Origin of the sequence: Sphingomonas panacisoli (assembly GCF_007859635.1) — a bacterium.
GTDB classification, from domain to species: Bacteria; Pseudomonadota; Alphaproteobacteria; order Sphingomonadales; family Sphingomonadaceae; genus Sphingomonas; species Sphingomonas panacisoli.
In genome coordinates this window covers 369,536-390,384 of record NZ_CP042306.1, presented here as the reverse complement: position 1 = coordinate 390,384, position 20,849 = coordinate 369,536, and the positions used below count along the sequence as shown (strand labels likewise).

18 protein-coding genes are annotated in these 20,849 nt (G+C 57.2%); 7 read left to right on the top strand and 11 right to left on the bottom strand.

Annotation, left to right across the window (positions count from 1 at the left end):
- Positions 1-375: 375 nt before the first annotated feature.
- A complete protein-coding gene (locus tag FPZ24_RS01950; RefSeq protein WP_146569471.1) occupies positions 376-783 on the bottom strand; it encodes a hypothetical protein in 408 nt (135 codons plus the stop codon).
- Between the two features lie 27 nt (positions 784-810).
- Positions 811-1,146 carry a hypothetical protein gene (locus FPZ24_RS01945; RefSeq protein ID WP_146569470.1) on the bottom strand — a complete coding sequence of 112 codons (336 nt, stop codon included), beginning with the start codon at positions 1,144-1,146 and terminating at the stop codon, positions 811-813.
- Between the two features lie 228 nt (positions 1,147-1,374).
- Here FPZ24_RS01945 and FPZ24_RS01940 point away from each other — a divergent pair, with 228 nt between their 5' ends.
- The gene (locus tag FPZ24_RS01940) at positions 1,375-1,908 is read left to right on the top strand and encodes a hypothetical protein (protein ID WP_146569469.1); all 534 of its coding nucleotides are present in this window, start codon (positions 1,375-1,377) and stop codon (positions 1,906-1,908) included.
- 242 nt (positions 1,909-2,150) lie between these two features.
- On the opposite strand, the gene FPZ24_RS01935 is transcribed toward FPZ24_RS01940, so the two are convergent.
- The 3 genes from FPZ24_RS01935 to FPZ24_RS01925 form a co-directional block, all read right to left on the bottom strand.
- The gene (locus FPZ24_RS01935; RefSeq protein ID WP_146569468.1) at positions 2,151-2,627 is read right to left on the bottom strand and encodes a Ros/MucR family transcriptional regulator; all 477 of its coding nucleotides are present in this window, start codon (positions 2,625-2,627) and stop codon (positions 2,151-2,153) included.
- Positions 2,628-2,916: 289 nt separating this feature from the next.
- Positions 2,917-6,027 (bottom strand): TonB-dependent receptor domain-containing protein, encoded by a 3,111-nt coding sequence (locus tag FPZ24_RS01930; RefSeq protein ID WP_146569467.1) that lies wholly within the window; start codon positions 6,025-6,027, stop codon positions 2,917-2,919.
- Between the two features lie 1,374 nt (positions 6,028-7,401).
- Positions 7,402-8,274, bottom strand: a complete 873-nt coding sequence (locus tag FPZ24_RS01925; RefSeq protein WP_146569466.1) for a hypothetical protein — start codon at positions 8,272-8,274, stop codon at positions 7,402-7,404.
- A gap of 1,222 nt (positions 8,275-9,496) precedes the next feature.
- Here FPZ24_RS01925 and FPZ24_RS01920 point away from each other — a divergent pair.
- On the top strand, positions 9,497-10,867 hold the full coding sequence (locus FPZ24_RS01920) for a hypothetical protein (protein ID WP_146569465.1): 1,371 nt from the start codon (positions 9,497-9,499) through the stop codon (positions 10,865-10,867).
- A 393-nt stretch (positions 10,868-11,260) separates the two neighbouring features.
- On the opposite strand, the gene FPZ24_RS01910 is transcribed toward FPZ24_RS01920, so the two are convergent.
- Complete coding sequence (locus FPZ24_RS01910; RefSeq protein ID WP_146569463.1) at positions 11,261-11,821, bottom strand: hypothetical protein; 561 nt, start codon at positions 11,819-11,821, stop codon at positions 11,261-11,263.
- 476 nt (positions 11,822-12,297) lie between these two features.
- Between FPZ24_RS01910 and hxsB the strand changes: the two genes are divergently transcribed.
- The 4 genes from hxsB (at position 12,298) to FPZ24_RS01890 (ending at position 16,613) form a co-directional block, all read left to right on the top strand.
- A complete protein-coding gene (gene hxsB / locus FPZ24_RS01905; RefSeq protein WP_240047674.1) occupies positions 12,298-13,701 on the top strand; it encodes a His-Xaa-Ser system radical SAM maturase HxsB in 1,404 nt (467 codons plus the stop codon).
- Between the two features lie 98 nt (positions 13,702-13,799).
- Positions 13,800-14,783, top strand: coding sequence for a His-Xaa-Ser system radical SAM maturase HxsC (gene hxsC / locus FPZ24_RS01900; protein WP_240047571.1), 984 nt, complete (start codon positions 13,800-13,802; stop codon positions 14,781-14,783).
- On the top strand, positions 14,780-15,406 hold the full coding sequence (locus FPZ24_RS01895; RefSeq protein ID WP_146569460.1) for a peptidoglycan-binding protein: 627 nt from the start codon (positions 14,780-14,782) through the stop codon (positions 15,404-15,406). The genes hxsC and FPZ24_RS01895 overlap by 4 nt, the downstream gene beginning before the upstream one ends.
- A 229-nt stretch (positions 15,407-15,635) precedes the next feature.
- Complete coding sequence (locus FPZ24_RS01890) at positions 15,636-16,613, top strand: hypothetical protein (protein WP_146569459.1); 978 nt, start codon at positions 15,636-15,638, stop codon at positions 16,611-16,613.
- Between the two features lie 65 nt (positions 16,614-16,678).
- On the opposite strand, the gene FPZ24_RS01885 is transcribed toward FPZ24_RS01890, so the two are convergent.
- From FPZ24_RS01885 to FPZ24_RS01865, 5 genes are all read right to left on the bottom strand, one after another.
- Positions 16,679-17,122 (bottom strand): helix-turn-helix domain-containing protein, encoded by a 444-nt coding sequence (locus FPZ24_RS01885; RefSeq protein ID WP_146569458.1) that lies wholly within the window; start codon positions 17,120-17,122, stop codon positions 16,679-16,681.
- A gap of 37 nt (positions 17,123-17,159) precedes the next feature.
- A complete protein-coding gene (locus FPZ24_RS01880) occupies positions 17,160-17,507 on the bottom strand; it encodes a hypothetical protein (protein ID WP_205012855.1) in 348 nt (115 codons plus the stop codon).
- Between the two features lie 140 nt (positions 17,508-17,647).
- On the bottom strand, positions 17,648-17,998 hold the full coding sequence (locus FPZ24_RS01875) for a hypothetical protein (protein ID WP_146569456.1): 351 nt from the start codon (positions 17,996-17,998) through the stop codon (positions 17,648-17,650).
- A gap of 33 nt (positions 17,999-18,031) precedes the next feature.
- Complete coding sequence (locus tag FPZ24_RS01870) at positions 18,032-18,538, bottom strand: helix-turn-helix domain-containing protein (RefSeq protein ID WP_146569455.1); 507 nt, start codon at positions 18,536-18,538, stop codon at positions 18,032-18,034.
- Positions 18,539-18,660: 122 nt separating this feature from the next.
- Positions 18,661-19,932, bottom strand: coding sequence for a tyrosine-type recombinase/integrase (locus FPZ24_RS01865; RefSeq protein WP_146569454.1), 1,272 nt, complete (start codon positions 19,930-19,932; stop codon positions 18,661-18,663).
- A gap of 332 nt (positions 19,933-20,264) precedes the next feature.
- Between FPZ24_RS01865 and FPZ24_RS01860 the strand changes: the two genes are divergently transcribed.
- Complete coding sequence (locus FPZ24_RS01860) at positions 20,265-20,843, top strand: helix-turn-helix domain-containing protein (RefSeq protein WP_146569453.1); 579 nt, start codon at positions 20,265-20,267, stop codon at positions 20,841-20,843.
- Positions 20,844-20,849 lie beyond the last annotated feature (6 nt).

The following is a 20,849-nucleotide window of genomic DNA, read 5'->3' as shown; positions in this document are numbered from 1 at the left end:
GGCGGCGGCCGAAGCCGGATGTTGAGAACCCGTCGTTAGAGCAGGCGCATGCGCCTTTACCGTTGCCGGCTGGACATGCGCGCATGCCACCCGGCCGTCAGCAAGCTGTTGACCGAGTAACTAACGATGGGGTTCTCACGCCCCACGCTGTGGCTTTTTCACAGCGTGAAGCCAGTATAGTTGAAACGCCGCCGCAGGGCAACGATGTGGCTGTGAGCGCCAATTTAATCAGCACCAGATCGGTCAAAGCTTTTAACAGCGTTCAAACGATGGAGCCGAGCATACTTGGCTGCGGCCAGTGCCTTTTGCCAAAGCGTTCGACGATCAGCCTGACGACCTCCGAGATCGGGGCGTACCCGACCTCGGCCTACATTATCAGGATCGAAAAAACGGGATGTTCCACTCTGGCTTTTCCAACGCGACGTTGAGTTCGGTCACCATTTGCGCCAGCTCATCGTAATGTAGCTTGTAGGGCAATATTTCAGCCTCAGCTTTGCACTTTCGCTTAGCGCTTCGGATCGCATGATTACACAACTCCCGCCCAGCCCCTCGACCAAATACGACATCGGGCAGTTTCATCATTAATTCGATTTGCATTTGCCGCAGCGATACCGCCGGCTCGCAATCATCAATCTCTCCAGAGGATTCGAGCAGTGTCGCCGTGCCCCAAGTAATCCCATCCTGCGTTGGCTCAACTTGATGCCAGTCCATCACGCCTTGCACGCTTTTTAAATCGACGAACTTTTGCCAATCCGACGGAGGGTCCAACAGGCGATCGACCACGCCGTCGCCTGAAGCCAAGACGAAAACTCAATTTTCAATCGCGAAACTCCCGTCATCCATTAGTAATTCGGGATTAGGACGCGGCTGAAGCACCGCTACATAATCGGGTATTATCTTGCAGAGTGCAGCATGCGTATCTTCGCGGCATTTCACCACATCGAATTCACACTCGTTCGCCGATGTGGCCCATAATTCATTTTTGAGCTCTACCACGACCAAACTCTCATTCGGTCGAATAAAACCGCTCTTCAATCCCTGCTCATGAAAGGACTGCCGGATGCACTGACGTGCATATATACTGACCCCGTTGAGGAGAGCGGGCGTCCCTCCCCAGCCATACGCGGCAGCAATCTTTGCGATCACCTGCTCTCAAACAGGAGCGTCCTCGAGCAGATCTCTATAGCGGAGTGCCAGGGTAAACGCGGGGACTATCATGTTGGCTAGAGACTCCGAGTAATGCGGCGGGGTGATTAGTTGGTACTGGCCGTTCATATTTTCCTCCTCTACGCCGTCCCATTGCAATGGGACGTTTGCGTGATCGACCTCATGGTCCTATTGTAGTGGGACGTCAAGTGACTGATCGAGGGGTCAATGGTCGAAGGCCGTAACGTGAACTGGGCCGCAGGATTGCCGCCGTTGCCAACGACTGTTGTGGAGCGACGTAACGCGTCGAAAACGTTCAACGCATGGGCTCAAGCCATCCTGGACGAGTGGCAATCGCGAAAAGGGATGGCGGCGGAGAAAGGCGAGGAAAGCCCAAACGCCTGGTTCAAGCGTCAAGCATATGGCTTGTTAGCGCATTACATTGAAACGGGGCAGGACGGCGTGTTCCGATTAAACCCTAGAGCCGACGCGCGGCCCAGCCGGCTTGTCGAAGAGGCGCTCAAAAACCCATTCAAGCTCGGTTTACTCGCGATGTTCGCGGATGAGTCACCACTGTCGCGCAAAGACCGCCACGTATTTGGCAACCAAATGCTCTACGCATGGGCGCACGACGTCCCACCCGAGTTGATTAACGGATTTCTAGCTGTGAGCGGTCATCCAACGCAGATCGCCGAGAAACTCAAATGCGGTCACGTCGAACCTGGCTTCGAACAACGGCATAAGTCCGAAAGGCTGCCCTGATCGTCCGCCCCACTCGCAACTCGCTAACAAACTACGTGTCTTCACTGAGTTGTAAGTAGTTGCGGGAGAATAGTTTGACGCCCCAACAGGCAGCGTGTTGACAATATGGGCAGGTCTAACAGCAGCTGACGCTATGATGGCGAATCCGGTGGAGTGCGTTGGCGACGTCAACTACATATTTCAGGTACTGAGCGTGGCCGCGCGGGGCAACCAACCTGCACGGCCGCGCTCCAACAACGATGTTAGTTTTTCGTAGACGATCGAGGCTTTCGAGCAGCAGGCGCTTTGGGCGTTACAGTGTCAGCTGCCTTCCGTTTACGGCCAAGACCGATTTTCTTGGCCAACTCACGGCGACTAGATGAATAACTCTCGGCGACCATTGGGTAGTCCGGCTTTAGATTATAGCGCTCGCGATACTGCTCCGGCGTCAGACCGTGAGTGGCGAGATGTCGACGCAAGGTTTTGTAGGGCTTGCCGTCAATCAGCGAGATAAGATGGTCTTTGGACCCAAGCGATTTCCGAACCGATACTGCCGGTTCGTATTCGGTTGTGGGTTCTTCGAGCAGTGGTGCGGAAGGGCCGGATAGACCGATAACGGCGCTATGCATTTGAGCGAGAAACGCTGGGACTTCTTCCGCAGTCGCGCGTGTATTTGGATTGCCCAGCCAGGCGATCGTAAGCTCGGTTGCGAGCTCAACAGCATTCAGTTCATCAGCCATGTTCGTCTCCCTGCGAAGCTGTTGCCCGGTGGACTCACCGGGTTAGTCCGTCAAGGATTTGAATCAATCAAGGCATCAGCTGCTGCCTAGTATGCGGACAATGGCGACCGGCACCGGCCCGGTGTGGAGCAGCTGATTAGGAGTTATTTCATATCGTTTTTCGGCGGCGAGTAGCACTCGAATGACAGCGCTTTTGCTTGAAACCCGCCGAAGCTGGGCGGACACAAGAACGATAGGTGAAAAGGCGGAGCCGCTCGACTCCGCCTTTTTCGTTATCAATCTGGGCTGGTTAGAATTTGGCCCTTACGCCGGCACGGAATGCGCGGCCGATGATACCTTGCTCGGCTTGTACCGAGTTGTACAAATAGCCGCTGTAGGTCACCGTATCGAGCGGCGGCCTTGTATTGAGTACGTTGAGCACGTTCACATAAAATGTGAAGCGCTCGCCGACATTCACTTCACCGGTCAAATCGAGGTTAAAAAATGGCTTAACCCGACACGGCTGCAATCCACCGTCCAGTCCCGAATTTCCGCTGTTGGGATCAGGATCGGTGCAACGGCCACTATTCTGATCGTCGGCCGACAAATTATAGCCGTTTGTATAATAGGCCGTCGCAGTGAGCGAGCCGATCTTGCCAAATTCCAGCGTGTTCTGCCATGATCCCTTCCAGCGGAAGGTACCCGACCCGGATGTCAGATTGAAGTTTCCGAGGGTATCGACGTACCGCTCGACGTGGCCGTCGGCGTAAACGGTATTAAGCTTGATAACATATGCGGCTTCCGCATTCCCGGACAGCCGAACCTCGCCAAAGAGCGGGATGGAGTACTGCGCACCAAACTCGACCCCCTCCGTTTCAATCTTATTGGCGTTGATGAACGGTGCACCGACGGTGGCAACCACTGGCGGTGCGAGGGGATGATTTACGTCAGGCGCAGCTAGCTCAAACGTGTAACCAGCTTTCATTGTGCCGTTAGCATAATATTGCTTCAGTGCGTCACCAAAAGGCGCAGGCTGGATCGCGCCTGTTTTCCGGATGTTATAGTAATCGCCCGACAGTGTAAGCCAGCGAGTGGGCTTAAACTCTGCGCCAAGGGTAATGTTGCGGGATTTCTCCGGCTTCAAGGCTGGATTGGCGACTGCTTTCTCTCCAACAGTATACGCGCTTACGTAGACCGAACAGTTTGCTGGCGAAGAAGCTGTGCACGTCACGCCAGGGTTGCTGAATTGGGCTAAATAGGCGGCTGGTAGCTGCGTGAAATAAGGGACGTAGCCGGTCGTTGGCAAAGCGCTAGTTTCGCCAAAGGAGGGAATGCGGAAGCCGCCAGAGATCGAACCGCGCAGTAGAACGCCGCGGACCGGCTTGATCACGACACCTGCCTTTGGCGAAAAGTTGGACTGCCCGGACGAATAATGATCGTAGCGACCCGAACCTTCGAGCGACAGCTGGTCAAAGACCGGCGCCTTTATTTCGAAGAAGCCTGATTGAACCCAACGATGTCCAATCGTGCCAAATGCGTTCACATTGAAATACCGCTGTGTCGGTCCGTTGTAATCGGGGTTGGCACTGGGCGCGTAAACCGATTCATAGCGGACCGCTCCACCGATACCGAACTGAAGCGGACCGCCAGGCAGGTTAAAGAGCGCGTGCGTAAGCGTCGCGTTGAGCTGATACATCTCCGAGTTTGCGTTCGACAATAATGTCGGGGCGAGATAGTCGCGGACCGCCTGCGTGTTGGCAGACGGGTTGACGAAGTTGTACGAGCCGTCTCGGACGACGTCCAGGAGATGCTGGATGTAGACGTAGCCAGAGAATTGACGGCGCAGGTCATTCACCATGCCGACACCGTCCACGCGCCAGTCCCATTCGTCGCCGAATGTTCCATTAATGCCGCCAGCCAGGCGATAAGCGCGACTACGTGTGGCAGTGAACTGACTGAGGTCGGGTGTAGTGCCCAGTACCAATGCGACTTGTCCCGCAGCGGCGAATGGATTTTGAGGGTTAAGGGTGCCATTCGCCGCCGTACAAGCCCCGACCGTCAAACGCGGACAGATGTAAACTGGTAACGCGAGCGGAGCCGATCCAGGCGCGGTCGCAGCGCTTGCAACGGCTGCGGTACTGAACGCTGGATAGAGGATACCGGCCGGTGCTTGAGCGCGTACCAGAGAATTTGTAGGAAACGGACCCGCCAAACCGTACCCTGTATAGGAAACGGTACTTTGCTCGAAATTGAATTCAACATAGGCATGGGTCCGGTCACCGATCTCCATCGTTGCGCGCGCGGAGGCACCGAGCCGCGTTAGTTTAGGCTCGATTATGTTGCCATCAGCGACCTGATCTTGAACGCAAACCGTTGTCGGAGAATTCGGAAAGCCCGCTAGCTCGGCAGCGGTTGGGTTATACGGTTGAAAGCGACCGCAGCCATTCGTTGGATTTAGGAACTGGTAGCGACTACCTGGTATGGCAGCGAACGTCGTTGGATTGGCAGGACGCACCAAGAAGATTGGCACAGAGGCTGACACGCCACCGTAATTTAATGGCGAGTTTGCCCGAAGGTCGGCGCCACAGTTTCCGTCGAAGCAGATCCCGGTCTGGTTTGCCGTATTATAGGGATAGCCGAGGTCGCGATTGTGGAGCATGTCTTGATGCAGGTAGTGAACGTTGACGTAGACGTTGAACCGCTGCGTCGAAAGATCACCAATTCCCGCAGTAAGGCTGAGACGCTGATTGGCAGCGTCTCCCCGCTCGGTAATCCCAGCTTCTACCGTCGCCTGGACGCCAGTGACCTGACGCTTCGTGATGACGTTTACAACCCCCGCGATCGCGTCAGCACCGTAACTCGATGAGGCGCCATCGCGAAGGACTTCGATGCGGTCAACGATCGCATCGGGTATTGTGTTGAGATCGACAAAGTTGCGCGAGCCGTCATCGGCGAGTGGGTAATAGGCTGCGCGAAGCCCATCGAACAACACAAGTGTGGAGTTAGTTGACAAGCCGCGCAATGAAACTGAGGATGCGCCGCCAGCAAACGCGCCGTTGGCAGCAAACGAGTTGGTGAGAGCTGGCCCATTGTTAGACGCCAGCATCTGAAGCGCCGACTGCACAGTGCTAATGCCACGCTTGTTGAGATCGTCGGCGGTGACGGTGGTAACCGGCGATGCGATATTCGCACCATTCGCACCACGAAAAAGAGTACCGGTAATCACGATATCATTGCCGTCGGTCTGATCGTCAGCTGCTGGTGCCGTCGTAGCTGCCGGAGTGGTCGGCGTGGCAGCAGCATCCTGCGCCAACGCAGGAGGCGCAAAAAAGGCCGACATGGCGGCGCCTGCTCCGACCACCGCGAGAGTGTTTAGCGAGCTTCCTGCGCGAAAACCTCTGTTGAGATAAGAAACCCGCATGTTAAATTCTCCCTGAAGTAGTTTTAATTCGTTGGCGGCACGCCGTGTGGCGCGAACAAGGCGCACTTCGTCGAAAGGTGCGCTTGCGTAATTTCATCAAATAAAGCGATCATGAGAAACGCGGTTAGCGCTAGTATTTCTACCGACTAATGGATTAATATAAGCCCGCAAAGCTATTCACGATCAACTAAGGTAAAACTCAAATACAATAGTCCTTCGGATACTAATATTGATCGTCTTCACTGCAACATAACTGTCGCAGCATCAGGGATCATCGGTTACGTTACCGACAACCGCAATGGCAGTGATTTACGCCGTATGCGAAGCTAAATAAACAAATACGGGCCGATGCTTTACCGCTCCCCGCGGTGCGTCACACAAACGACACACAGCGATTTGCAATTCGCCTTGGATTTTTACGTCGGTCTAAAGGTGTTTTGGCCTCGACTAGCGCGATCGCCGTCGCCTCAAGGCTCCATCATCGTTAAGAACGGGTCGCCTCATCACTTTGACGTTATGTCGCTAAATCAATGCTCTAGCGAGCTAACCTACTGAACTGCAGGTGCAGAAAAGTCCCATGACGCGCGGGGCCAATCGTTACGCTACTGGTCATCGCATAGGCAATCCGCCCGCCCACTAATGTCTTCAGGCCAGCAATACCGCGAGGACTGGGAGCGTAACTTCGATCGCTCGAGATCGCAAAAGTTCTTTGCAGAGTTGAGCTGATGTTTGGGTTCGCGCGCGTGACCCCGCCGGGTCGCTCTGTCGTGCGACACAGCCACCAACTGCTGTTGCCTGCAGCTTTCACTCAGCGCCAGTCGCAGCAGGTTTGGCGTTACCTGCCGGGCCAGCGTGTCGTTAACGGGTCGCCAGTTGCCTTGAGGTCACGCAACGACATCGCCCCTAGGCGCGCAGCTAGTCTTCCATCACTGCCTCGGCCGCGGGACCGTCGGCTATGCCCCACGTTCCTGGCACGTGGCCCCCTTTCCACGAGGCACGCCCCCGCCAACCGATCTCGACGGGACCGGCGAGCCGCCATCACCGGCGACTCTGAAGATATGGCCTGTTCGCTCTGCTCGATGCTTGGAGCGAGCAGATGGTGCTACAGCGAATGATTTTTTACTGGGCCCTACTCACGGAATTTGACCGCCAGTCGATTAGTAATCCTGCCAATACCGCTCGCGTTGAGTCCCCGATCACAATGACACAGCCAAGTCGATGAGGCCGCGCAAGGTGGCGTTTATCGTTCTCGAAATTTTCGCGGCAGAGGTCGGGGCAGGGGCAGGTTTGCTAGTTATCCCCCCACCCATGAGAACGATCTAGTCGGGCGACGCTGCCAAACGCCCTGCTCCACTCGGTATGTTTTAAGCCCCGCTATTTCTCGTTGGCGATCCGTCGCGCAATCGCATTACGCTCAGTCGCCGCGCTGCTCAGTCCATCCGAAGCGTACAGCCCGCGGAGGAAAGCGGTATCCGATCCCGTCAGCGCACGAGGTGCCGTCCCGCTACCGTCGAGCAGCGACAAGATCGTATCAACCTGCCCCCCAGACGCCGGCGGACGGGCATGCCCGAGACCGCGCATTGCCGCATAATCCGCGATCTGGCGGAGCGACAAGCCCACCGTCGCCGATTGGTCGATCACGACGAACGATGCTTCGAGATCTCGCCGAGACGCATATTGCCTGATCGACGTCGAGCGCACGCGAAGCACCGGAGTCTGACTAAATGTGTCGCGCGTTTTGTCGAACAATGCGTGCTGCATATCTGCGTCGCTCAGTTCTTCGCCAGCCTCGTTGCGCAGCGACGTGACGCTCCATGCGCGCGCCGGTGCGGGTGTGGTCAACGCATCGATATCGCTGGGGCTCAGACCAGTCAGCCAATCTGGTCGCCTGGATCGCATGTCTATGACCAGGTCGCTGCCACTAGTCGCGACGATTACGATCAAATTAGGTGTACATGTCGCCTTTTTCGCGACCGGCGCACCGACAGAGACCGCATCAGCGATGATGCGCTCTTTAACAATCGTTGCGTAGGATTGCGGCAAACCAATCACGTCGGCGCACACTGGCTGATGAAAACGCGCAAGTTGGCCATCGGTCCTGGTCGAAACACTCCTGACAAAGGCTTCGGCGACTGCGCGATCCTGCTTACGTTTGGCGCGTACGACAATGTCATCTTGCGATTTAACATCTTGTGCGACCGCGACGCTCGGAACGGCGATTAACAACAACGAGAAAATCAAACGCATCACAATCCTCCTTAGCAAAATCGTGGTCGATCGATTTTTCGTTCCCAACCAAATGGGCGTTGCAGTGCATTGGTCAGACAATACTGCTGCACCCGCAGCAACCTGCCAAGTCCCCTGTGTTAGCTTTTCGGCCGATCATCACATTTTTGGTGGACTAGCTTCGGTGCTTCCCATGATCGGTCCAAAAACAGACCCCGATCGTGCCACATGCACGCGGACAACTCCTATGACGAGACAGTCACCCTGTTCGCAAGAGAGTGTGCGGGTCATGAATGCTATTGATGACATTTTGAGGCGAGGGGCGTTTGCGATCATTGCCGCGACCGTTCGCGGTACTTTGTTGTCGCCGCTCAACGCGACGGCTAACCGACTTGGCGCAGAGCAAGTCTTGAGCCTCTCTTTCCACCCGGGACGCGTGTTTAAAGCGACCGACCTTAGTCACGCAAAAAACCAAAAGCTGGCGTTCACGTTAGTAATTAGATCGGCCTTACAGAATCGACTGAGACCGACGGCACTGGTCGTGGAGGCAATGAGGAACGATGCCGTGCAGCACGCGACGCGATATACGGCAGATGGCCTAGCGGCGTTCGTCCTTTCTGCGACCGCAATTGATGCTATGAACCATCTCTTTCTCAAAGCGCAGTCGTCATGCGGCGTTCGATTGCATGATTGAGCCAATTGCCTCGGGTAGCGACGCTATGCGCGTCACCATCGACGCGCAGGGTTCGTCCAAATGCCGATGGCGCGGCTCTATCACCGCCTCAATCGAACAATACCACCAAATTAGGCGCTTGATATTCCCGATCAAGGGCAAGGAAAACGTACCCCAGGCGGCGTAATCAATGGCGGTCATCGTAATCGCATCGGGCAGTTCGCTATCAATACATTTGGTATGGACGACGCGTGATCAGTCATCGGACCTGACTAACTGGCTCTAATGCATCGGTTCATTGTGTACTACTGTATCATCTTTATATATTACTGTGTCTTGTTTTCGAGCCGCTGCCAAAAGCGACCCCAACCTGGTCGAGGATCGCGCAAAACCTGCAGTCCAGATGCTTGGCGCTGGACAGAGCTACCCGCTTGGCTCAACGGCATTCAAGCAGCTCGCAGTCAAACACCAACGCATCAACTGCATCCAATTTGGATGAAGCTAGAGAAGCTGATTGAAAACGACGATTTTGAGGAGGAAGGTGCCACCGATTCATGATTGGGGGCGAGCATGATCCGTGCTTTAGTTTCGTTAGTCGCTGTCGCGCTGGTGCTGTGCGGTTGCGCGGAAGGAAACTCCATTTATCATAATCGCGCTCTACTCAATGGCGCGTCTAGTACGCTTTCCGATGCAAGGATTGTTACCCTGGACGCGAAACAGCGTAACGTATTCGTCGTCCGACTCCCTGCGACGACTGCTACCAAAACCGCGAGCGCAGCAGGGTTTTCGGCGAATATGGCAATATGTGCCGAAGCGGCGCCAGACGTCTTCAGCGCTTTAAGCGCAAGTGCGTCGGGGGAGTTAAATGGATCGGGCCTTCTATCAGGAGCAACCGACAAAACGCTTCAATTGCGCGCCGCCCTCGCGATCAGCGAAGCAGCTGGGTCTATCGAACGGACGCAGACGATCAACCTGCTGCGTGAATCGCTGTACAGGACGTGCGAGCGTTACATGAGCGGCGCAATCGGCCGCGATGAGTTCATCGTTCAATCGGCGCGCGATCAACGCAACATGGTTGCCATCCTCGCGATCGAGCAGCTCACTCGCAGCGCCTCCCCACGAGCGACCTTACTAACCGCTGGCGGGGCATCATCGAGCGTCGTCGGCGGTGCTGATTTCTTTACCGAACTTCGAAAAGCGACTGATGAGGCTTCCGGTGCCGCGGAAGCCCAGAAAATTGCTGTCGCCAACTACGACGCGGCCAAGTGCGACCCAATCCTGGCGGCTACAGCCCCTACTGACGCTACAGCGCTGGCGACCTATAACACTTGCGACGCCGCCAAAAAGGCAGTCACTGCAGCCAACGACAAGGTCGCGAAAGCCAATAGTTATTTGGCTGCGATGAAGAGTTTGGGGCCCAATGCAAGTGCGCCCAATGCTGGCGCCACCGCCGGCTCGGGTGCAGCCGCCACGATCGGCGCCAACAATCCAGACCCTGCCGTTACCGACAAGATCGCAGCTGCAGTCACAGATATCGTCAGAATGTCGTATGATTTTGACGAGGGCGAGATGTTGTGCATCGCCAAATTCCGTGGTGATGTTCCGCAAATCGACCCAGTATTGCGCGATAATTGTCTCGCGCTCCTGACAGCCAAAATTCAGGCAAAAACCCAAACCTACAGAGCTGAGCTGCAAAAAGCTGGTGCGGCGCTGGTCGAGCCGGCAGCTGTGAAGCTTCGTTCGACCGTTAACGAGGGCATGATATGCTGGGCGAAATCACCCGCTGCCTTTGCCCAGGCAGCCGCCACGGTTGGAAATATCGAAAAACAGGATGCGCAGGCGTTTGCGGCTGCTGACGCGCAGACGGTCTACAATGCCCTGACATTTTTGCCTGCGGAAACTACGGCCGCCATCATTTTGAAGGCGTGTCCTCCAAACTAGGAACAATTGCATGCCCATTCACTCCCAGTCCGACCTAGTCGTTGAAATTTGCCGCGCCGCAAGCGAGCAGGCTTTGGAATTGCTGATTGGCGCGACGGCTCAATTTTGGAAAACGCAAGGGTTTGGTCGGGTAGCAGTAACGTACACGTCCCCTGCAGCCGGCATTTATGGCGCAACTGTACGCATGAATCCCGGCGGGGGTCCGGAGACCCTTGGGCATGACCTGACCAATCAATATACCGCGGTCGTGGTTCTCAGCGGCGAGTAGCGCATGTTGGTTTAACTCAGCCTACATGCCGCGCGTCAGTCAGCGTAAAAGCGTGATTATCACATGAGTCTAGCGCCTGCGCCGTTGCGCTTTTGGCATCGCGTTATTGGGACTGACAGGCAGCCTTACTCCTCGCTGTCATCAGCGCCATTGTCCATCACGCCGTCGCTGGCGCCCACCACTTCAGCCGGCGTCGCGGTCGGCTTTGGCACTGGCACTTTAGCTACACTCGCTTGCAAGTCGCTCAGTCGCTTATCCGCGCCGTCCGTCGTCTCGCCCGCGCTTGTGACAGCTTTCAAGTAGCGCCCCGCCGCCGTCTCCTCATCAAAATATGAAATCTCCTTCGACAAATCGGGCTGGTCTTCTTCCGGCATCGACTTGATGGTCATCATGTCGAAAGCGCCGCAGCTATCCACTTTTGCCCAACTGAATGTGCGTGCCAGCGCATCGTAGCAATTTTGGCTGTAAATCATCGCGCCTGACAGCCCCTCCGCGGTGAACGCAACGCGGTAATGGCCAATGCCGCGCCTGACAGCGGCTTTGCTCAGCGGCTGCACCGGCGGCAGGTCCTGCGCTGAAATCGAGTTGGCCAGCGTGTCGCTCACGCTGTTCATGGGCGCAGCGGCGTTGCTGCTGGCCGTGTGGCTACACTTGCCCAGCGACGCCAGCACTGCAATCACCGCCATGACCCCAAGTGCCCATGAGCAGCCATTGTCGGCCGCTGGCTTTATAGGCAGCCCACCCACCGCCGCGTCCTCGTGCGCCTATGCTGCTTCATCATCCGCCCCCGTCGTCAGTCTATCCTGGCCAGGCGTCTGCGCAATGATGACGCAACCGATTCACCCAAAATGGTGCTTGTTGGGCTGGATCAAGCGCCATAGCCTCCGCCACACCATGACCGGGGGGCAGCTTTGTCGCAGCATCACATTTACTTGGCAGTGTGCAGCAGCGCCATTGAGCGCGCAGCCGTTCCATGGGTCTCACAATTCTACCCTGATGTTGGCGTTTACCGTGACGGCGACGTCCTTGAACTTCAATCCACCACCAAGACGCCGGCTGAGCTAGCGCTCATTTGGTCATGTGCGTGCGCCAATGAGCGGCTGCTTAACAGCAACGCCGCCATGCGCGCGGGCGTCATGCAGGAGCTCTTGCAGTGACGTTTATGCCGCTACGCACGCGTCCGCTGCGCTCCGGCGGCGCGTTGGTTGTTGATGACGCTGGCGCGTTTACGGCGGCAAGTGACGCGTTGGTCGCGCGCCTTGGACGTGGTGCCCAAACGCCCGCAGACCTAATCGCGCTCAGCCGCGGCGGGCACGTGTTCGACATGGATGATGACTTTTCGCGTATGGCGTTCGCTTACCGCCGCGCGCAGCGCCTGACCCGCGCCCAGTCGCTCGACTACCTCATCCTTGTTCCCACGCTGCGCTGCAATTTGAGTTGCACATATTGCCAAGTGTCGCGCGTTGGCGCGACGCAATCCGGCTTCGACTGGTCTGATGACACGCTGGCTGGCGTGTTGCGGCTCATCGACAGCCTGCCCGGCGACTTTATCAAAATCGAATTTCAGGGCGGTGAGCCCACGCTGCGACCTGATCTCCTGCGCGCCGTCATCCAGCGTTGTGAGCGTTTTGCAACACGGCAATTTGTCATTTGCTCAAACCTTCAAAGCATTACCGCTGACTTGCTCGACATTTTTGACCGGCCCGACGTGTTGATCAGCACGTCACTTGATGGTGACGCTGCAACGCACGGCCGCAACCGGACCAAGGAAGCTGCCTCGACCGCGACGTTTGCCAAAAACCTTGAACGGCTGTTGGCACGCTATGCGCCCGGCAAGCTGTCCGCGCTACCTACCGTTGATCCGACGCAGCCGCCTGACATTGATGGGCTGATCGACGCATATGCGTCACGCGGCCTAGAAAGCATTTTCTTGCGGCCTATCAACTATCAGGGGTTTGCACGAAAACGACATAGTGATTCACGCGAACAAAGCGACGCGTGGCGCACTTATTATGAGCAGTTCGTACGCCGCATTATTGAGCGCAACTGGCATGACCAGTCGCGCGTCCTTGAGGAAACCTATTTCAGCATTTGCTTACGCCGCATCTTTCGTCCTGGCCGTGAGCGCCATGTCGACTTGCGCAACCCCAATCCGGTGGGCGTTGATTATGTGGTCATCGATCATGACGGCATTGTCTACCCGACGGATGAAGCGCGTATGCTGGCGCGCTCGGGCGTTATCGATCTCGCGATCGGCGACGTGCATCGAGGGTGGGACACTGACGCACGTACAGCGCTCAATTACCACGCCACCAATGAATTTGACCCAGCGTGCCAGCGTTGCGCGTACCAGCCATTTTGCGGCCGTGACCTGGTTGATGACATTGCTCGTTATGGTCGCGCTGACGTGCCGCGGCTTGATACCGCGTTTTGCCGCCGGCATTTGCACCTGTTCGACTTTATATTTGAGCTCATTTATTCCGACGACGACGCCGTACAGCACTCGCTAGCCCGCTGGCTGCGACTGCCTGGCACGCCCGCCGCTTTGGGGCCACGGCTCCAGTGATCCTACTCAATTTGCCCGCATTTGCTGAAAGCAATATACCGTTTGTAACACGGCTGCGTACGTCAGCCTCTGACAAACGCGACATTGCTGATTCTCTGATGATCGACGCTGACAGCATGGGCGCCAGTTTTGCTGGCGCGCATGGCTTGTTCGCCATCGATGGTGTTTCAGCAGAAGATCTGGACGGCGACGTGGTGTTGGTAACTCCACTTGCTGGTCGCGCTGAGCGACTGCTGCGCCGCGCATCGCGGCACAATACGCTGTTGGTCACTGAGCGCTGCGACCAGCTGTGCGTCATGTGCTCACAGCCGCCCAAAAAAACGCATGTCGACCGCTTCGCATTGCTTGAACAAGCGTGCTTGCTTGCTGAGCCGGACACGTTGATCGGTGTGTCCGGCGGTGAGCCCACACTCTATAAGCAAAAGTTGCTGAGCATGATCGAACACGTGCTCGACGCGCGGCCTGACGTGCAGTTTCACATATTGTCCAACGGGCAACATTTTGAGCGCGATGACGTCGACCGGCTACGCGACCCCCGTTACCGCCGTGTAAGCTGGGGCATCCCACTCTATGCAGCTGACGCCGCCACGCATGATGACGTTGTCGGAAAACACGGCGCGTTCGTCCGGCTACGCGACAGTTTTGCGTTGCTGATGGCGGCGGGCGCGCGTGTAGAACTACGGACTGTGTTGCTGTCGACCAACGTCGACAAGCTACATGACCTCGCCCATTTTGTCGTCGCCCGCCTACGGTTCATTGAAGCCTGGTCAATCATGCAACTCGAACATATCGGGTTCGCCAAGGGTCGTTGGCGCGACTTGTTCGTCCGGCATGATCTCAACTTTACGCCCGTCGCGACGGCACTCGACGCGGCCCTGCTGCATGGCGTGCGCGCGCAACTATTCAACTTTCCACTGTGCACCGTGCCCGCGGCCTACCGACCCTATGCAATCGCCTCGATTTCGGACTGGAAAAACAAAACCATGGCGCCGTGCCAACAATGCAGCGAGCGTGAGCATTGCGCTGGCTTCTTCGAATGGCATCCTGATGAGGACGCGATGGCCGTGGTGACGCCGTTATGACCAAAAAGCGGTACCTCATTTCAAGCTTGGCTGCGGCTGGCATTGCAGCGCCTGAAGCCGCCCAAGCCACATTGATCACTGTGACGACGTCGATGGGCCCCAACCCAAATGGAACGCTGTTCAAAATATTCACGCAAGATCACACGGTGATCCTGGCGGACCACCGCAGCCATTCAAGCCACAGCAGCCATTCAAGCCATAGCTCGGGCTACGGTGGCGGCGGGCACTACAGCCATACCAGCCATCGATCGAGCGCGGGCGGCGCTTATTATGACCCGTCGCCGTCACAGCCCTATTATGCCCCGCCGCCGCCCCCGCCACCACCGCCTCCCCCGCCGCGGTCCATCCCACTCCCATTGGTGTCGCCAAACTTACGTGCCACGCCGCCCAAAGCAGACGACGCTGTTCCGACGCTTTCGGGGCGCACCAACCGCTTCAAAGCAATTGTGCGGCGCGTCCAAATCGCCCTGCTCGCACAGGGTTATTATCAGGGACCGATCGATGGGGTGGTTGGCGCTGGGTTGCGCAGCGCATTGCGGCGTTTTCAAAAGGCGCGCGGGATCAGCGAAACGGGCACCATCACGCCGGAGGCCTTGGACGCGTTGATGGTGTCGAGCGAGTGAACCGGTAGCTAATAATTTGCCGCTTACCGCACCTAATAAGCCATACGGCTGATTGAGCGCACGGCCACTGCGTTAGCGACAATCGAGGATGCCGGGATGCTTTGTTTCGTGTTGGCTTCGCGGTGACCGCCATGAGTACGCCGTACTCTTCCCTTTGGGCAAGTACGTCCCGCATATGTTTTGGTGCCAGATTAGGAGTCGGCGCGCATTGGGCGCGTCTGCGTGAGGATTGAACACCGTGCAGTTGCCACAGCCGAGCCTTCAAACCGGCGTATATACAGCTGTCATCGGTCTATTCGCGGCGGCTGCCGTCATCTGGTGGCCGAACCAGCTTTGGGTCGCCGATCTTATCGCTGGAGCGGCAGCCACAGTCTTGGTTTGGGGTATAAAAATCGGCGGTAAGCATTGGTGGAAAACTTGTCGTAAAACAGCGACGCTAGTCGCGGTGCTCATAGTGCTCGTGACCGGTGTTGCAGTTTACCGTCATGCTCAGGGGGACGAACCCGCCGTTCAAGATTTTACAATTGCGTTTTTGCCCCAGCCGCTTGACGCTAATGGCTTTCACGCGGCGATCGTGGTGACGAGTACCGCTAGAAAAACCGTTGTTTTTGATGCTGTGCGGATTGCGTCGCCAGGGTCTGTCACCAGCGGCGGTCCTGCTATCGAAGTCACGCCCAAACGCCCTGTTTCTATCCCTTTTGATGCGGGCCTGTGGCGTGGGGGTATCGTGACGTTCGAGGCTCACTACAGCGTTGAAGGAAAGCCGGCGAAAAAAGCCATTTACGCGGAATTTTCTGTTCCATCAAACCCAGGCCCCAACGAGATACAATCCAATTTCGTTCGGGAGCAGGACAAGTCAGACTTCGAGACTCTGCAAACTGAAGCTGACAAAATCGGCGATAGCGCGCAGGGTTGCGTGCCCGTAGAGATCCCCGAAAAGCTCCCAGATGGGTCGCCCACCCTCCTGTCTAAAGTGTCCATGCGGAGGTTCTTTCTTTTTGACGCTAACGTGCGCCAAATTGGCATGAGATCGCTCATGCGCGGGAAGTGGTACCAGTTGTCGATGCCGTTGGGTAATACCCTTAATGGCATGCACGAGGTAAGGTACTGCTGGCATGAACCGAATGGATACATGGCCATTCAAGCTGACGGGCGCTTTGTCCGCTACCGGATCGCTGTAGGCTTCGATCAAGGTGAAACTCAGTGATTGACCCCTACCCCGGCAACCGCTGTTTGTCGCGAACGCTATACTGGTAGCGGCGACTATTCACACTAGCCGGCGGAACAGGTGATCGCTTCAAAATAGGCGGTCAACCTGTTTAGTGTATGCGATGTTAGCGAGACGTAATAGCGACGACGGTCGCGGGGATCCGGCGTCTTTTCCACCATCTCTGCTTCGATCATCGCGAACAAATACCGTAGTGCGGTTGTGGACGGGGCGCCCGCTGCGAGGCAAAGGCTAGAGACCGAGACGGCCTGGTTAATAGCTGTCGCCACGTACAGGTCGAGTAACATATTCCACGCGGGATCGCCCAAGTCCTCACCAAACATATCGTCGCGAACGCGGCGCTCTTTAATGAGACGACGCGCGACGACGGTCGGGCTTGGGCGTTCCACCTCGATCGCTGTCCCATCATGGACTCCAGCGTCTAATCCTTTGCCGCACGACGGCGTGCGCCGCGCAAAATCAGCCAAGCCATTTGAATGACTCGTCATTTGTTGACGAGCTCTGCTGGTGGGCGGGCGCAGCCCCCTAGTGGTCGGGTCCGCGAGGCTGTTGTTTGCGGCTCTCTATGGCAGACCACAAACCCCATAACAGGATGATCAGCGCCGGGTAGGCACCGCTGCCGGTCAGGATAGCATAGGTCAGCCGCGAGTTCTGCAGGCCTACCAACTTGGTGATATGGCCCAGGCAGGCGATGGCTTGCGTCGCCGTCAATGCAGCCAGCCAAAGCTGTGGTCTTTTGATGGTCAGAACCGCCAAGGCAAATGTCAGAAGCAAGTCGATAACTGCAACCGATGCCTCGAGCCCAGCAAACATGTTGCGCGAGACCGTAAGGCGATCGGCAACCATGGCGCCTGCGAACAGCATGGCTGCCAAGACGACCGGACGGTCGCCCCGCCACACGCATAGCGCGAATACGACCGCCAAGCACGGCCAGAACAAAACGACGTAAAGCGTTGTCCATGCGGGCATGCAGCGACCGGACCACGGTAATCGTGGCCCGGTCAACAATAACCTTACGCAACGGCGCGCAACGGTGACGCGCCCACGACGTCCGGCGGACACTCCGGTTCGGAAAACGCAAGTCCCAATTGCTGGGGCAAGTTGCGCAAGATGTCGTGCGCCTGGACTACCTTCGCGCGGGCCTGCAGCGACAAGCGCGACGCTTCCGACATGAGTTCAATGACATCAGCGCCTGCTGATGGTGGCAGCGCAGCGCGCTGATGACCATCGAGCATCGCGGCCACAAATGCGGCTGCTTGCACAGCCGTGTTGTTGGCGCTTTCCTCAAGCGGCATAAACTTATCCGCAAGCGTTGGTGCAAGGGTCCGGCGAGTAGCGACAACGTCGCGCATATTGGTTGGCATGACTGGTCTCCCCCGACCGGTCACACCGGCGGGCTAATGTGGTCTGTTGGGCTGGATAAGGTTGGCGATGTCGCGAGCACTTTCAGCAAGTGGCTTGAGCGCTAAAATCACAATCAGCAGCGCAACAACCAAGCTCGCAATCAACGCGATCGTCTTTAACGGGTGCGTCGTGGTACCGGTGGCAGTCTCCCCCTGATCCGCGTCGGGAGCTCGCTCGAGCCTGGCGGCCCTGCCAGGCTGATGCTCCACGACTGTCACCGACGGAGATCGGTCCAAATTGGTGGATTGGGCCACCGGGAGAATTTCACTAGTGAGAATCTCACTAGGCGTTTGCGCTTCGTATGTGAGAACAGCGTACCCTGCTTGGCGCCGCGTCGATGCACCGAGTTTCGTGATCCCGGCGACTATGTGGTTGTTGACCGTGCCTTCAGCGATACCCAGCTCGTGGGCGATTTCGGGCGTGGTCTTACCCTGGCCAACAAGCCTCAGGCATCGCAGTTGCTGCGCGCTTAAGCTGCTGACAAGCCTGGAATCACCCATTCTGGAGTATCTGCCTAATTCAGCGCCTACCGCCAAGTCGCGGTTTTCACCCCAATGCCTTATTTTCGGGCGTTTATTGCAAACCAGCGCCGGTCCACACGTGGCACGTAAATTTGTCGATCCTAAATTGCTTCATTGAGCATTTTTGCAGAAGCTCTCGCTTTAAGAAATTTCTTCGGAAATTTTTCCGCCATCTTAGCAAGGCGATCTTCCCACAAGCGAACCGCCTCACGTTTTTCGTCGCGCCAATCATGGCGCTGATAAACGCCCGCTATGCCGCTCCTAGCGCCACTCACGTGATTGAGCAGCGCTTCTGTGACTTCGAACCTTACGCCAAGGCGCTGCAGGTTTGTCGCCATCGTTCGCCGCAAGTCGTGAAGCCGCCACGGGCGGACCCGTCGATCTTCATCAACCTGCGCGACTAGCTCATCCAGACGTCGCTTCATTTTCGAAAAACCGGAAATGGAGGTCTTCCCGGTGGTCGTGAAGACGTAGCCTTTCCGGGGCCAGGAGGGGCCTGCCGCCAAAGCATCGAGCGTCCGGATAGCAAGCTTTCCCAGCGGCATTGAGTGCGCGGTGTGGTTCTTCGAGCGTGCAGCCGGCAGCACCCATTCCCGCTTGCCGCGATAGAGTTCGTCCCACGTCATGCCCGCAACTTCCTCGCGACGCTGGCCGGTGATGATGAGCAACGTCAGGAAAGCTTCAAACGGTGCATTCAAATGGTCGCTCATCGCCGAGACCAACATAAGCTCATAGTCGTCAAGCACGTGATCGCGGGACGCGACCGGCGGTGGCGGCTTGATCCCGTCGCATGGCGATCGCTCGATATCGCCACGCTGGACCGCCCATACAAATAGCTTACGCGTAACGGCAAAAACGTTACGTGGCAGCGCCGGGCTCTTAGGCGGCAGGCCATCGAACACCGCTGCGATATCGCGTCTTGCTATTGATGGTAGGCCTATTCCTTCCAAGACGGGGACGACCCATCGCCGCAGGTCAGCGGCACGCGATTGGAACGTTCGCGCACGCCAGTGCCTCTTTCCGTAATCCTGGAGAAAGCGCTCGGCATACTTGCCAAATTCAAGATCGATGTCGTCTTGTTGCCGCCGCCTCTCAGTCGCAACTGTGTCAATGCCCATCGCAGCGGCACGCAGTCGTCGGCGCGCTTCTTCGCGAGCGTTGGTCGCATTCCAAACCTCGCCGTCCTTGCCGATGGTATACCGCCGCTCACGAGAACCCCGACCACCCATCCGATACTGAACGACAAACGATTTCGTCCCACCGGCCGAAATCCGGACGCCGAAGCCAGCCAGATCGGTGTCCCACCAAAACTCGCTAGCCCCCTTCGACTTCAGCGTCTCGACCGAGCGCTGCGTCAGTTTGATCTTCCCCACAACCGACCCTCACACCCCAAAAAAGTAAGCACCATGTAAGCACCAAGGAGGAGAAATGCGACTTTTTGACCGCAGCCTCACCTTTTGTCATATATTATCCCGTTGATATTTTACGATATTAATATCCGTTCTGGACAGAAAATACGCAGTTCACGCACTGGGGGTGTGGGGGTCGCAGGTTCGAATCCTGTCGCCCCGACCATTTCAAGCCGATAGCAAGAACGAGTGGCACGGCGATCTTCGCGTCGTTCCTGGCCGGGTAAAGGCGGTGTTGCTTGAGATCAGTCGATCCGCGCTGTGATTCGCCGGCGAAAAGTGGTTTAACCCAAGTTATGAACGACTCTGCCTTCGCATCGCTGTCTCCGCGCGAGCGCGACTGCCTGCGCGGCGTGCGCGCGCTGCAGGGATCAGGCGAGATTGCGCGCGATCTGGGTATCGCGCCGGGCACGGTGGACGCGTATCTCGGCACCGCCCGCGTCAAGCTCGGTGCGCGCGACCGCAAGCATGCGGCACTGCTGTTCGCCGAATACGAAACCGGGCTGAGCCCGGAAAAAACCGACCCCCAGAATCTCCCATACGAAAATCTCGGGCTGGCCGCCGCGTCGCGCCACCCGGCATGGACGTCGGCGATCGAGGGCGGTCGTCTCTCCCCTTCCCTACAGGACGCCGTCCTCGATCAGCGGCGCTTCGGCGGCGTCACGGGGCGGACCGGCTGGTCCGGTATGCTCCGTGACGTTATCGAAGGGGCGAGACCGAGTGACTTGTCGACTGCATCCAGGGGGGGTTTTGATCCTGGCCGCCACCGTGATCATAGGCTTTGCCTTTTTCGCGGTCAGCGCCGGGGTCGGTGCTCTTTACGGTCTGGCAACGTTCCTCCGATCGCTTTCTCACTGACGCCGCATCACCCTTAACCGGAC

What these genes read in the sequence shown, in the direction of transcription:
- FPZ24_RS01920 (WP_146569465.1), top strand. Translation starts at nt 9,497, where the DNA reads ATGATCCGTGCTTTAGTTTCGTTAGTCGCTGTCGCGCTGGTGCTGTGC.
- FPZ24_RS01870 (WP_146569455.1), bottom strand. Translation starts at nt 18,538, where the DNA reads ATGGGTGATTCCAGGCTTGTCAGCAGCTTAAGCGCGCAGCAACTGCGA.
- FPZ24_RS01885 (WP_146569458.1), bottom strand. Translation starts at nt 17,122, where the DNA reads ATGACGAGTCATTCAAATGGCTTGGCTGATTTTGCGCGGCGCACGCCG.
- FPZ24_RS01875 (WP_146569456.1), bottom strand. Translation starts at nt 17,998, where the DNA reads ATGCCAACCAATATGCGCGACGTTGTCGCTACTCGCCGGACCCTTGCA.
- FPZ24_RS01895 (WP_146569460.1), top strand. Translation starts at nt 14,780, where the DNA reads ATGACCAAAAAGCGGTACCTCATTTCAAGCTTGGCTGCGGCTGGCATT.
- FPZ24_RS01860 (WP_146569453.1), top strand. Translation starts at nt 20,265, where the DNA reads ATGAACGACTCTGCCTTCGCATCGCTGTCTCCGCGCGAGCGCGACTGC.
- FPZ24_RS01930 (WP_146569467.1), bottom strand. Translation starts at nt 6,027, where the DNA reads ATGCGGGTTTCTTATCTCAACAGAGGTTTTCGCGCAGGAAGCTCGCTA.
- hxsB (WP_240047674.1), top strand. Translation starts at nt 12,298, where the DNA reads ATGCCGCTACGCACGCGTCCGCTGCGCTCCGGCGGCGCGTTGGTTGTT.
- FPZ24_RS01910 (WP_146569463.1), bottom strand. Translation starts at nt 11,821, where the DNA reads ATGGCGGTGATTGCAGTGCTGGCGTCGCTGGGCAAGTGTAGCCACACG.
- FPZ24_RS01940 (WP_146569469.1), top strand. Translation starts at nt 1,375, where the DNA reads ATGGTCGAAGGCCGTAACGTGAACTGGGCCGCAGGATTGCCGCCGTTG.
- hxsC (WP_240047571.1), top strand. Translation starts at nt 13,800, where the DNA reads ATGATCGACGCTGACAGCATGGGCGCCAGTTTTGCTGGCGCGCATGGC.
- FPZ24_RS01935 (WP_146569468.1), bottom strand. Translation starts at nt 2,627, where the DNA reads ATGGCTGATGAACTGAATGCTGTTGAGCTCGCAACCGAGCTTACGATC.
- FPZ24_RS01925 (WP_146569466.1), bottom strand. Translation starts at nt 8,274, where the DNA reads ATGCGTTTGATTTTCTCGTTGTTGTTAATCGCCGTTCCGAGCGTCGCG.